Origin of the sequence: Pseudomonas sp. B22129 (assembly GCF_044218875.1) — a bacterium.
GTDB lineage: Bacteria > Pseudomonadota > Gammaproteobacteria > Pseudomonadales > Pseudomonadaceae > Aquipseudomonas.
On the sequence record NZ_CP162592.1, the window covers coordinates 573,094 to 585,756 of the forward strand.

General features: G+C 58.1%; 9 protein-coding genes and 1 rRNA gene. 6 read left to right on the forward strand and 4 right to left on the reverse strand.

The annotated features are described in order from the left end of the window. Positions 1 to 59: 59 nt before the first annotated feature. The 3 genes from AB4P94_RS02690 to AB4P94_RS02700 form a co-directional block, all read right to left on the reverse strand. Positions 60 to 1,596 (reverse strand): 16S ribosomal RNA (locus AB4P94_RS02690). Positions 1,597 to 2,219: 623 nt separating this feature from the next. Continuing rightward, entirely contained in the window at positions 2,220 to 3,716 is a 1,497-nt protein-coding gene (locus tag AB4P94_RS02695) for a CoA-acylating methylmalonate-semialdehyde dehydrogenase (RefSeq protein ID WP_395609287.1), read from the reverse strand. 39 nt (positions 3,717 to 3,755) lie between these two features. Next, the gene (locus AB4P94_RS02700; protein WP_395609288.1) at positions 3,756 to 5,105 is read right to left on the reverse strand and encodes an aspartate aminotransferase family protein; all 1,350 of its coding nucleotides are present in this window, start codon (positions 5,103 to 5,105) and stop codon (positions 3,756 to 3,758) included. A 125-nt stretch (positions 5,106 to 5,230) separates the two neighbouring features. Here AB4P94_RS02700 and AB4P94_RS02705 point away from each other — a divergent pair, with 125 nt between their 5' ends. The 6 genes from AB4P94_RS02705 (at position 5,231) to AB4P94_RS02730 (ending at position 11,239) form a co-directional block, all read left to right on the forward strand. Next, positions 5,231 to 6,151, forward strand: coding sequence for a LysR family transcriptional regulator (locus AB4P94_RS02705; RefSeq protein WP_017134726.1), 921 nt, complete (start codon positions 5,231 to 5,233; stop codon positions 6,149 to 6,151). 88 nt (positions 6,152 to 6,239) lie between these two features. Then, entirely contained in the window at positions 6,240 to 7,634 is a 1,395-nt protein-coding gene (locus tag AB4P94_RS02710; protein WP_395609289.1) for a uracil-xanthine permease family protein, read from the forward strand. An 87-nt stretch (positions 7,635 to 7,721) separates the two neighbouring features. Then, the gene (locus tag AB4P94_RS02715; RefSeq protein WP_395609290.1) at positions 7,722 to 8,381 is read left to right on the forward strand and encodes a TetR family transcriptional regulator C-terminal domain-containing protein; all 660 of its coding nucleotides are present in this window, start codon (positions 7,722 to 7,724) and stop codon (positions 8,379 to 8,381) included. Between the two features lie 12 nt (positions 8,382 to 8,393). Continuing rightward, positions 8,394 to 8,975 carry an IMPACT family protein gene (locus AB4P94_RS02720; protein WP_395609291.1) on the forward strand — a complete coding sequence of 194 codons (582 nt, stop codon included), beginning with the start codon at positions 8,394 to 8,396 and terminating at the stop codon, positions 8,973 to 8,975. A gap of 34 nt (positions 8,976 to 9,009) precedes the next feature. Further along, complete coding sequence (locus AB4P94_RS02725) at positions 9,010 to 9,696, forward strand: SDR family oxidoreductase (protein WP_395609292.1); 687 nt, start codon at positions 9,010 to 9,012, stop codon at positions 9,694 to 9,696. Between the two features lie 184 nt (positions 9,697 to 9,880). Beyond that, complete coding sequence (locus AB4P94_RS02730) at positions 9,881 to 11,239, forward strand: 8-oxoguanine deaminase (protein ID WP_395609293.1); 1,359 nt, start codon at positions 9,881 to 9,883, stop codon at positions 11,237 to 11,239. Positions 11,240 to 11,378: 139 nt separating this feature from the next. On the opposite strand, the gene AB4P94_RS02735 is transcribed toward AB4P94_RS02730, so the two are convergent. Continuing rightward, complete coding sequence (locus AB4P94_RS02735; RefSeq protein ID WP_395609294.1) at positions 11,379 to 12,470, reverse strand: calcium:proton antiporter; 1,092 nt, start codon at positions 12,468 to 12,470, stop codon at positions 11,379 to 11,381. Positions 12,471 to 12,663: the final 193 nt, after the last annotated feature.

Below are 12,663 nucleotides of genomic sequence, written 5' to 3' on the forward strand. Positions count from 1 at the left end.
CTTCTTCAATGAATCAAGCAATTCGTGTGGGAACTTATGGAGCAGCTGATGTCGTCGATTAAGGAGGTGATCCAGCCGCAGGTTCCCCTACGGCTACCTTGTTACGACTTCACCCCAGTCATGAATCACACCGTGGTAACCGTCCTCCCGAAGGTTAGACTAGCTACTTCTGGTGCAACCCACTCCCATGGTGTGACGGGCGGTGTGTACAAGGCCCGGGAACGTATTCACCGCGACATTCTGATTCGCGATTACTAGCGATTCCGACTTCACGCAGTCGAGTTGCAGACTGCGATCCGGACTACGATCGGTTTTATGGGATTAGCTCCACCTCGCGGCTTGGCAACCCTCTGTACCGACCATTGTAGCACGTGTGTAGCCCAGGCCGTAAGGGCCATGATGACTTGACGTCATCCCCACCTTCCTCCGGTTTGTCACCGGCAGTCTCCTTAGAGTGCCCACCATTATGTGCTGGTAACTAAGGACAAGGGTTGCGCTCGTTACGGGACTTAACCCAACATCTCACGACACGAGCTGACGACAGCCATGCAGCACCTGTCTCAATGTTCCCGAAGGCACCAATCTATCTCTAGAAAGTTCATTGGATGTCAAGGCCTGGTAAGGTTCTTCGCGTTGCTTCGAATTAAACCACATGCTCCACCGCTTGTGCGGGCCCCCGTCAATTCATTTGAGTTTTAACCTTGCGGCCGTACTCCCCAGGCGGTCAACTTAATGCGTTAGCTGCGCCACTAAAAGCTCAAGGCTTCCAACGGCTAGTTGACATCGTTTACGGCGTGGACTACCAGGGTATCTAATCCTGTTTGCTCCCCACGCTTTCGCACCTCAGTGTCAGTATTAGTCCAGGTGGTCGCCTTCGCCACTGGTGTTCCTTCCTATATCTACGCATTTCACCGCTACACAGGAAATTCCACCACCCTCTACCATACTCTAGTCAGTCAGTTTTGAATGCAGTTCCCAGGTTGAGCCCGGGGATTTCACATCCAACTTAACAAACCACCTACGCGCGCTTTACGCCCAGTAATTCCGATTAACGCTTGCACCCTCTGTATTACCGCGGCTGCTGGCACAGAGTTAGCCGGTGCTTATTCTGTCGGTAACGTCAAAGCAGCAAAGTATTAATTTACTGCCCTTCCTCCCAACTTAAAGTGCTTTACAATCCGAAGACCTTCTTCACACACGCGGCATGGCTGGATCAGGCTTTCGCCCATTGTCCAATATTCCCCACTGCTGCCTCCCGTAGGAGTCTGGACCGTGTCTCAGTTCCAGTGTGACTGATCATCCTCTCAGACCAGTTACGGATCGTCGCCTTGGTGAGCCATTACCTCACCAACTAGCTAATCCGACCTAGGCTCATCTGATAGCGCAAGGCCCGAAGGTCCCCTGCTTTCTCCCGTAGGACGTATGCGGTATTAGCGTCCGTTTCCGAACGTTATCCCCCACTACCAGGCAGATTCCTAGGCATTACTCACCCGTCCGCCGCTCTCAAGAGAAGCAAGCTTCTCTCTACCGCTCGACTTGCATGTGTTAGGCCTGCCGCCAGCGTTCAATCTGAGCCATGATCAAACTCTTCAGTTCAAACATCTTTGGGTTTTTAAGAAACCCTAAACTTGGCTCAGCAATCGTTGGTTACATCTTTGATTTCTCGCGGAGTAACTTGTGATGCTGATAATCTTGCTGACTATCAGTCTGACCCCACAAGCACCCACACGAATTGCTTGATTCAGTTGTTAAAGAGCGGTTGGTTAAGATCTTTCGTCTCAACCGAGGCGCGCATTCTACAGCAGCCTCATTTGCTGTCAAGTGATTATTTTCAGAAGTTTTCGAAGATTTCTTCAACAACTTCAACCACTTGCGCTTCCGATCTCTCGTTAGCGGGAGGCGAATTCTACAGCGTTACACGCTGCTGTCAACACCTCTTTTTCTCCGCTTTCGACCGAGAAGATCGAAACGTTAATAGAGCCAAACAACACCGCTCTATCAACTCCTTCTAGGCCTCGATGAACTGAAGCAACTCGCTGTCGAATCTCGCATAACTCTTTGTTTACCAAGGAGTTTTCCGTTTCGACTGCGCCGGAAGTGGGGCGAATTATAGACTTCCAGAATCTGCCGTCAACCCCTTTTTCACATTTCTGTCATATCGGTCAAAAAGACCCCAGAAACGCAAAAGCCGGCCCCAAGGGGCCGGCTTTCAACCCTCACTAGGTCAAGCTAGGGAACGCAAATTGCGACGCTTCATGGCTGGCCCGCTGCGGCCAGCGCTGGGTGATCGCCTTGCGACGAGTGTAGAAACGCACCCCATCCGGCCCATAGGCATGCAAGTCACCGAACAGCGAGCGCTTCCAGCCACCAAAACTGTGATACGCCACCGGCACTGGCAGCGGGACGTTAACACCAACCATGCCCACTTCGATCTCATCACAGAACAAACGCGCGGCTTCACCGTCACGGGTAAAGATGCAGGTACCGTTGCCATACTCGTGATCGTTGATCAGTTGCATCGCCGCTTCCAGGCTGTTCACCCGAACCACGCACAGCACCGGCCCAAAGATCTCTTCCTTATAGATACGCATCTCAGGCGTTACGCGATCAAACAGGCTGCCGCCCAGGAAGAAACCCTCCTCATGGCCTGCAACACTCAGCCCGCGACCATCCACCACCAACTTGGCGCCCGAAGAAACACCGTCTTCTATATAGCCGCTGACTTTGTCCCGCGCCTGGCCGGTGACCAACGGCCCCATATCCAGGCCACACGATGTGCCCGCACCAATCTTCAATGCCTTGACCTGCGGCACCAACTTGGCGATCAGCGCATCCGCCACCTGATCACCCACGCACACCGCTACCGAGATCGCCATGCAACGCTCACCGCAGGAACCGTAAGCTGCACCCATCAAGGCACTGACCGCGTTATCCAGGTCTGCATCCGGCATCAGCACCGCGTGGTTCTTCGCCCCGCCCAGCGCCTGCACACGCTTGCCGCGCTTGGTCGCCTCGGAATAGATGTACTCGGCAATCGGCGTCGAGCCTACAAAACTCAAAGCCTTCACTTCCGGCGCTTCGATCAGCGCATCGACTGCGCCCTTATCGCCGTGGACCACACTCAGCACACCTTTGGGCAGACCCGCTTCTTGCAGCAATTGCGCAATCAGCAGCGTCGAGCTTGGATCACGCTCTGATGGTTTCAGGATAAAACAGTTACCGCAGACGATCGCCAGCGGGTACATCCACAACGGCACCATCGCCGGGAAGTTGAACGGCGTAATACCGGCCACCACGCCCAAAGGCTGAAAATCGGACCACGCATCAATGTTCGGCCCAACGTTGCGGCTGTACTCGCCTTTGAGAATCTCCGGTGCCGAGCACGCATATTCCACGTTCTCGATCCCGCGCTTCAGCTCGCCGGCCGCATCTTCCAGCGTCTTGCCGTGCTCTTCGCTGATCAATTGTGAAATGCGCGCTTCGTTCTGTTCCAGCAATTGCTTGAAACGAAACATCACCTGGGCACGTTTTGCCGGCGGGGTATTACGCCACGCCGGAAACGCAGCCTTGGCCGAGTCGATCGCCTGTTGAATGGTTTCACGGCTGGCCAACGGCACCTGGTGAATCACTTGGCCGGTGGACGGGTTGTACACGTCGGCACTACGGCCGCTGTCATTGACCAACTCACCGTTGATCAAATGCTGGATAAGGCTCATGCAGGGCTCCTGAAAAGTTGTTCTATATAGAAGGAGAAATCAGTCGATCTTGTTCAGCACTTCGCCGACCGCGTCAAACAGACGGTCCAGGTCCTGCGGCTTGCTGTTGAAGGTTGGTCCGAACTGCAAGGTGTCACCGCCAAAGCGCACGTAGAAACCCGCCTTCCACAAGGCCATGCCGGCCTCGAACGGACGCACAATGGCATCACCGTCACGCGGGGCAATCTGGATCGCACCCGCCAGGCCGTAGTTACGAATGTCGATCACGTTCTTGCTGCCCTTCAAACCGTGCAGCGCATTCTCAAAGTGTGGCGCCACTTCAGCCACGCTTTGCACCAGGTTTTCCTTCTGCAACAGGTCCAGTGCCGCCAGGCCAGCCGCGCACGCGACCGGGTGCGCCGAGTAGGTGTAGCCGTGAGGGAACTCCACCGCGTACTCAGGCGTCGCCTGGTTCATGAACGTTTGATAAATCTCGCTGCTGGCAATCACCGCGCCCATCGGGATCGCGCCGTTGGTGACTTGTTTGGCGATGCACATCAGGTCCGGGGTCACGCCGAAGCTGTCAGCGCCGAACATGGAGCCGGTGCGACCAAAACCGGTAATGACTTCGTCGAACACCAGCAGGATGTTGTGCTGGTCGCAGATTTCGCGAAGACGCTTGAGATAACCCTGTGGCGGGACCAGCACGCCAGCGGAACCGGCCATCGGCTCCACGAACACCGCCGCGATGTTCGACGCGTCATGCAACTCGATCAGCTTGAGCAGTTCATCAGCCAGCGCGATACCACCCAGCTCCGGCATACCGCGAGAGAAGGCATTGCTCGCCAGCAAGGTGTGCGGCAGATGGTCAACATCCATCAGTCCCTGACCAAAAATCTTACGGTTGCCGTTCACACCGCCGAGGCTGGTGCCGGCAATGTTCACGCCGTGATAACCACGGGCACGGCCAATCATTTTGGTTTTGGTGGCCTGGCCTTTCAGGCGCCAGTACGCGCGCACCATCTTCACTGCAGTATCGGCACACTCGGAGCCGGAGTCGGTGAAGAATACGTGGTTCAGGTTGCCCGGGGTCAGGTCGGTGATCTTTTCCGCCAGTTGGAAGGACAGCGGATGGCCGTATTGGAAGCCCGGCGAATAATCCAAAGTGCCCAGTTGCTTGGCGACTGCCTCCTGGATTTCCTTACGCGTATGCCCGGCGCCGCAAGTCCACAGACCCGACAACGAATCGTAAACCTTGCGCCCCTTGTCATCGATCAACCAGCTACCCTCGGCCCCCACGATCAAACGCGGGTCACGCTGGAAGTTACGGTTGGCGGTGTAAGGCATCCAGTGAGCGTCCAACTTGAGTTGGCTGGCCAGGGACGAAGGGGCGTTTTCGGGCATGTTCATCAGCAAAACCTCGCAAGGCAAAAGGCAGCGTTGGGATTGAAAAGCGTTATTGCAGCTAAATTGCCACGGCGATAAAGTCGGTGAAATTCAACTCTTCTAACCTTCAGTCAGGCCTTTACTAAACTATGAGCAGCCGCCGACCCGACCCGCTTGCCCAAGTCAGCGACTTCGATATCCGCCTGTTGCGCATCTTCCGCAGTGTGGTGGAATGCGGCGGCTTTTCGGCGGCAGAAACCGTGCTCGGCATAGGCCGCTCGGCCATCAGCCAGCAGATGAGTGACCTCGAGCAGCGCCTTGGGTTAAGACTCTGCCAACGCGGCCGCGCCGGTTTTTCCCTGACCGAAGAAGGCCGTGAGGTCTACCAGTCAGCGCTGCAACTATTAAGTGCACTGGAAAGCTTTCGCACCGAGGTCAACGGCCTGCACCAGCATTTGCGCGGTGAACTGATCATTGGCCTCACTGATAACCTCGTGACCCTGCCCCACATGCGTATCACCCACGCACTGGCGCAATTAAAGGAGCGCGGCCCGGACGTGCAGATCCAGATCCGCATGATCGCGCCCAACGAAGTGGAACAAGGCGTACTCGACGGCCGCCTGCATGTCGGCGTTGTGCCACAAGCCAGCGCCTTGTCGGGGCTGGAATACCAACCGCTCTACAGCGAACGCTCGCTGCTGTATTGCGCCGTCGGCCACCCGCTGTTTTATGCCGATGACAAACAACTGGACGACCCGCGCATCGACAGCCAGGACGCCATCGCCCCCACCTTCCGCCTGCCCGCCGAGATCCAGGCGCATTACCAGGCCCTCAACTGCACCGCGAGCGCTTCGGACCGTGAAGGCATGGCGTTCCTGATTCTCACCGGCCGCTATATCGGCTACCTGCCCGATCACTACGCCAGCCTTTGGGTGCAACAAGGCCGGCTGCGCGCGCTGAAACCAGCTACACGCTTTTACGATTTAAGCCTCGCATCGGTCACGCGCAAAGGCCGTCGCCCTCATTTGGTGCTGGAGAGTTTTCTGGAAAGTCTGGCCGCGACGCGCTAGCTCGGGCCTTTCGTTAAAACTTGAGCAAGTGGACAGCTTTTTGCAAGGAGACCAGCACCTTGAACTGTCCGCCCCGGGTTTGCACACCATGCCACCAGAATCATCCAGCTCCAGCGACCTGATCTACGGTCTCAACGACCGTCCAAAACCCGTTCCTGCCGTATTGGCTGCTCTGCAGCATGTACTGGCGGCCTTCGTCGGCATCATCACGCCGCCGTTGATCATCGGCTCCACGCTCGGCCTGACCGCTCACCTGCCCTACCTGATCAGCATGGCGTTGATGGTTTCCGGCGCAGGCACTTTCATCCAGGCACGCAGGCCGTTTGGTATCGGTGCCGGAATGATTTGCTTGCAAGGCACCAGTTTTGCATTTTTGGGCGCCGTGCTGTCGGCGGGTTTTCTGGTGAAACAACGCGGCGGCAGCCCGGAAGACATCATGGCAATGATCTTCGGCGTATGCTTTTTCGGGGCGGCGGTGCAGATCGTATTGAGCCGGTTTATCGGGCAATTGCGCAGAGTCATCACGCCACTGGTCACCGGCATTGTGATCACCTTGATCGGCATCAGCCTGATCAAGGTCGGCATCACTGACCTCGGCGGCGGCTTCAACGCCCCTGATTTCGGCGCGCCGATCAACCTGGCGCTGGGTGTGTTCGTGGTGCTGACCATCATCCTGCTCAACCGCTCGAACACCCCGTGGGTGCGCTTGTCAGCGATCATCATCGGCCTCGCCGTCGGCAGCCTCGCCGCATGGTTCAGCGGCAAACTGGTGCCCCAGGCCTTGCCCGACTTGCCGCTGATCAGCGTCCCCCTCCCGTTCCGCTTCGGTTTCAACTTCGATTGGAGCGCTTTCCTGCCGATCGCGCTGATTTATCTGATCAGCAGCATCGAAACCGTCGGCGACCTCACCGCCAACTGCATGATTGCGCGCCAACCCATCAGCGGCCCTTCTTATATAAGCCGACTCAAGGGCGGCGTACTCGGCGATGGCGTGAGCTGCATGATCGCCGCCACCTTCAGCGCGTTCCCCAACACCACGTTTGCGCAGAACAACGGCGTAATCCAACTCACCGGCGTGGCCAGCCGTTACGTCGGCTTATACATTGGCGTGCTGCTATTTTGCCTCGGTTTGTTTCCGCTGATTGGCGCGGTGTTGCAGCAAATCCCCAAGCCGGTATTGGGCGGCGCCACATTGGTGATGTTCGGTAGCGTCGCCGCCGCCGGTGTGCGCATCCTCGCCCAGGCACCGCTGGACCGGCGCAGCATGCTGATCATCGCCACCTCCTTTGGCGTAGGCCTCGGTATTGCGGCCCAACCCGACCTGTTGCACCTGATGCCAAGCCTGGTGCAAAACCTGTTCGACTCGGCCATCACCAGCGGCGGGCTGACGGCCATCGTGTTGTGCCTGTTATTGCCCGAAGCCAAAGCGACACAGGATGCCGCAAACCACGCGCTGGAAAGCGACACACTGGAACCGCTTTGACGGTTTTATTGCATCGGGACTTGTCTGAGGCTTGAGGGTGGGTTATCTGTGCACACGTCGTCTCTATCGATCAGCACGGAAACCTCCATGAGCCTCGAAGTTCCTGCCCACAGCAACCACGCCGGTAAGCCCGCCAGCCGCATTCGGCAAAAGAACGAACAAGCGATTCTGCAGGCTGCTGAAGACGAGTTCGCGCGCCATGGCTACAAAGGCACCAGCATGAACACCATTGCGTCGAGTGCCGGGCTGCCCAAGGCCAATTTGCATTACTACTTCACCAACAAACTGGGCCTGTACATTGCGGTGCTCAGCAACATCCTCGACCTGTGGGACAGCACCTTCAACGCGCTGACTGCCGAGGATGACCCCGCTGTGGCCCTCACCCGCTACATCCGCACCAAGATGGAGTTCTCGCGGCGCCACCCGCAAGCCTCGCGGATCTTCGCCATGGAGATCATCAGCGGCGGCGAATGCCTCACCGAATATTTCAGCCAGGATTACCGCGCCTGGTTCAGCGGCCGGGCGGCAGTGTTCCAGGCCTGGATCGAAGCCGGCAAAATGGACCCCGTCGACCCCGTGCACCTGATCTTCCTGCTGTGGGGCAGCACCCAGCACTACGCCGACTTCGCCACCCAAATCTGCCGCGTCACCGGGCGCACCAAGCTGACCAAGCAAGACATGGAAGACGCCGGCAATAACCTGATCCACATCATCCTCAAGGGCTGTGGCATCAAGCCGGCCCTCTAAACGAAGCGACTTATGCCTTTCACGCTCACCGGCCTTTGCGAATTTCGTGAAGAAATACGCAAAAGCCGCTTCATCACCCTCGCCGCGCCGATCACCAGCCCGCAAGACGCCCAGGCGTTTTTCGAGCAACACAGTGACCTGAATGCCACGCACAACTGCTGGGCCTGGAAGCTGGCGGACCAATACCGCAGCAATGACGACGGCGAACCCGGCGGTACCGCTGGGCGGCCGATTCTGGCGGCGATTGAAGCCCAAGGGTTTGATCAGGTCGCGGTATTGGTGATTCGCTGGTACGGCGGCATCCAACTCGGCACTGGCGGCCTGGCCCGTGCCTACGGCGGTGGCGCCAACAAATGCCTGCAAACCGCCGAACGCATCGAGCTGATCAGCCGCGTGCCGCTGAGTTGCGCTTGCAGTTTCTCCGAGTTGAACCTGGTCAAACTGCGCGTTGCCGAACTGGGCGGGCTGGTGGTGGAGGAAACGTTCACTGCCAATGGCGTCGAGTTGCAGCTCGCCTTGGGCGAAGCGCATATCGACACCTTGCAAATTCAACTCGCCGACCTCAGCCGTGGGCGTATCCTGCTACAACGTTGAACTCTCTGAACCGCGACTCTTAAAGGAAGCCTTCATGTCTACGCCAAAAACTGCACTGATCATCGGCGCCTCGCGCGGGCTGGGCCTTGGCCTGGTCAAGCAACTGCTCAAGGACGGCTGGGACGTGACTGCCACCGTGCGTGACCCGAACAAGGCCGATGCCCTGAAAGCCGTGGGCCCGGTGAAGATCGAGAAGCTGGACATGGACGACCAGCAAGCGGTAATCGCGCTGAGCCAGCGCCTCAAGGAGCGCACCTTCGACCTGCTGTTCGTCAACGCCGGCGTCAAAGGCCCCGCCAATCAAGAGCCGGGCCATGCCACGCTGGCAGAAGTCGGCCAACTGTTCTTCACCAACGCCGTAGCGCCAATCAACCTGGCCCAGCGCTTTGTCGGGCAAATCCGCAAAGACAGTGGCGTGCTGGCCTTCATGAGTTCCGTACTGGGCAGCGTGACCATTCCCGACGGCTCCGACCTGGCGCTCTATAAAGCCAGCAAGGCCGCGCTCAACTCCATGACCAACAGCTTCATCACCCAACTGGGCGACCACAAGCTCACCGTACTGTCTTTGCACCCGGGCTGGGTAAAGACCGACATGGGCGGCGAAAACGCGCACATCGATGTCGACACCAGCGTGCGCGGCCTGGTTGACCAAGTGAATGCCTACACCGGCAAAGGCGGTCACCACTTCATCGACTACAAAGGCGACACCATCGCCTGGTAAATCCTCGGTCCACTGTGGGAGCGGGCTTGCCCGCGATGATCTTGAGAGCACCTCGCTCCTACAGCTAGACCCGATCCCGAACTACACGTAATCTACCCCCTCGCCTTCACCGGCGACCCTGGATCAGCAGACAGGGCAACACTGAGCTGGCAAACCTGAACCCATCATTCAGAGGAGCCGGCCAATGCCTGCGACCCGTATCTGGTTAAAAAACCCCCTCGCGATTTTCACTGCCAATGGCCTCGATGCCCGTGGCGGCCTGGTGCTGCAAGACGGTGTGATCACCGAAGTGTTAGGCCAGGGATGTGAACCCGGCGCGCCTTGCGGGCAAGTCTTCGACGCACGCGAACATGTGATCCTGCCGGGCCTGATCAACACCCATCACCACTTCTACCAAACCCTGACCCGCGCCTGGGCGCCGGTAGTCAACCAGCCTTTATTCCCGTGGTTGAAAACCCTGTACCCGGTGTGGGCACGGTTGACCCCGGAAAAGCTCGCGCTGGCGTCCAAAGTCGCCCTGGCCGAATTGCTGCTCTCGGGCTGTACCACGGCGGCGGATCATCATTATCTGTTCCCGGAAGGCCTGGAAAACGCCATCGACGTACAAGTCGAAAGCGTACGCGAACTGGGCATGCGCGCCATGCTCACCCGTGGATCCATGAGCCTGGGCGAAGCCGATGGCGGCCTGCCACCGCAGCAAACCGTGCAGCAAGGCCAAGTGATTCTCGAAGACAGCCAGCGCCTGATCCGCGCGTACCACGAACGCGGCGACGGGGCGCAAATCCAGATCGCCCTGGCGCCTTGCTCGCCGTTTTCCGTGACCCCGGAAATCATGGAAGCCAGCGCCGAACTGGCCAACAGCCTCGACGTGCGCTTGCACACCCACTTGGCGGAAACCCTCGACGAAGAAGACTTCTGCCTGCAACGCTTCGGCCTGCGCACGGTGGACTATCTCGACAGCGTCGGCTGGCTCGGCCCGCGCACATGGCTGGCCCACGGCATTCACTTCAACCCGGATGAAATCGCACGCCTGGGTGCCGCTGGCACGGGTATTTGCCATTGCCCGAGTTCGAATATGCGCCTGGCTTCGGGCATCTGCCCGACGCTGGATTTGCTCGCTGCCGGTGCACCAATCGGCCTGGGCGTGGACGGCTCGGCCTCCAACGACGCGTCAAACATGATCCTCGAAGCCCGCCAGGCGCTGTACATCCAGCGCCTGCGTTACGGCGCAGAAAAGATCACGCCCGAAGGTGTGCTGGGCTGGGCGACCAAAGGGTCGGCGCAGTTGCTGGGGCGTACGGATATCGGTGAGTTGGCCGTGGGCAAACAGGCCGACCTGGCGCTGTTCAAGCTCGACGAGCTGCGCTTCTCCGGCAGCCATGACCCGATTTCGGCGCTGTTGTTGTGCGGGGCCGACCGGGCCGACCGGGTGATGATTGGCGGTAAATGGCGAGTGATTGATAGCCAAGTTGAAGGGCTGGATTTGAAAGGCTTGATTGCCGATCACAGCCAAGCGGCGCGGGAATTGATCAACCGGATTTAACTGTAGAAACACGATCAAAAAATGTGGGAGCGGGCTTGCTCGCGAAAGCGGTCTGTCAGTCGATGCATAAGTTGACTGAACCACCGTCTTCGCGAGCAAGCCCGCTCCCACATTAGTTGTGTGGCGCACAAAAGACAGGTTACAGGCCCAACAGCGACAACATAATAAACGTCGCAAACAACACAAAATGCGTCATACCTTCGATGGCATTGGTTTCACCATCGTTGAGGTTGATCGCACTGACAATCAGCGTGATAAACACCATCACGGTCTGCACCGGCGTCATCGCCATCTGGAACGGCTGGCCAGTGTAAAGCGCCATGGCTTCCATCACCGGCACAGTCAAAATCACCGTCGACAACGAAGCGCCCAGCGCGATGTTGACCACCGACTGCATACGGTTGGCCAGGGCAGCACGCAAGGCCGTCAGAATTTCCGGTGCCGCAGAAATGGCCGCCACCACAATCGCCGTGATCACCGGCGGCGCACCTGTGCCTTCCAGGCCAAGGTCAAGGGTCTTCGACATCACCTCGGCCAGCGCACCAATCACAATCACCCCAAACACCAAGGTACCGATGGAAAACGCCAGGTTGATCGGCGGCGCCTCGTCTTCTTCCGGCTGTTTCTTGCGGCGTTTATCCGGGTAGCTGTAGCTGAAAAAATAACTGTGCGGCCCCACCTGCATGCGCAGGAACAAGGTATAGAGCAGCACCATCGCGCCAATGGTGAAGGCTGAGTAAATTTTCCAGTCAGCCTCGGGGATAAATTCCGGCACCACCATGGACACGCCCATGGCGGTGAGGATCATCACGCTGTAACTGCGCGCTGAGTCGTCGTTATAGGACTGCTCGCCATGTTTGATGCCGCCCATCAGCGCCGCCAAACCGAGGATGCCGTTGATATCGAGCATCACCGCCGAGTAAATCGTGTCACGCACCAGGGTCGGCGAGGGCTCGTTACTCATCATGATCGCCAGAATCACCACTTCCACCAGCACCGCGGCAAGCGTCAGGATCATGGTGCCGTAGGGGTCGCCGACCTTTTCCGCGAGTTGCTCGGCATGGTGCGCCACGCGCATCGAGGCCACCACGATAAAACCGATCAGCACCACGCCGCCGAGCAGCGCAATCATTTGCCCGCTGTTGAGCATCCAGTGCTCCAGCGGGTAGGCGGCGATGGCGGCAATCAGCGCCAGCAGCATGAATTTTTCTTGCTTGAGGGATGTGAGCATTCCGGGCCTTTTGGTGCAGCAAATCAGTCATTGATGGGGTACAGACTGCACCACGTCGCTAACGTTTCGTTACACCTTAGTTCATGCGGCCCTTGCGCGAACAAAACGGATACTTTCCTGCTGGTCAGGTTTTGCCGATTATTTCAGCCATGGTCTGTAGAATGCCGCCATTGCACCTGATGAGAATTTAGAA

Excerpts from the sequence above, each read along its gene's own strand:
- AB4P94_RS02705 (WP_017134726.1), top strand. The coding sequence starts at position 5,231 with ATGAGCAGCCGCCGACCCGACCCGCTTGCCCAAGTCAGCGACTTCGAT.
- AB4P94_RS02715 (WP_395609290.1), top strand. The coding sequence starts at position 7,722 with ATGAGCCTCGAAGTTCCTGCCCACAGCAACCACGCCGGTAAGCCCGCC.
- AB4P94_RS02725 (WP_395609292.1), top strand. The coding sequence starts at position 9,010 with ATGTCTACGCCAAAAACTGCACTGATCATCGGCGCCTCGCGCGGGCTG.
- AB4P94_RS02700 (WP_395609288.1), bottom strand. The coding sequence starts at position 5,105 with ATGAACATGCCCGAAAACGCCCCTTCGTCCCTGGCCAGCCAACTCAAG.
- AB4P94_RS02695 (WP_395609287.1), bottom strand. The coding sequence starts at position 3,716 with ATGAGCCTTATCCAGCATTTGATCAACGGTGAGTTGGTCAATGACAGC.
- AB4P94_RS02735 (WP_395609294.1), bottom strand. The coding sequence starts at position 12,470 with ATGCTCACATCCCTCAAGCAAGAAAAATTCATGCTGCTGGCGCTGATT.
- AB4P94_RS02730 (WP_395609293.1), top strand. The coding sequence starts at position 9,881 with ATGCCTGCGACCCGTATCTGGTTAAAAAACCCCCTCGCGATTTTCACT.
- AB4P94_RS02720 (WP_395609291.1), top strand. The coding sequence starts at position 8,394 with ATGCCTTTCACGCTCACCGGCCTTTGCGAATTTCGTGAAGAAATACGC.
- AB4P94_RS02710 (WP_395609289.1), top strand. The coding sequence starts at position 6,240 with ATGCCACCAGAATCATCCAGCTCCAGCGACCTGATCTACGGTCTCAAC.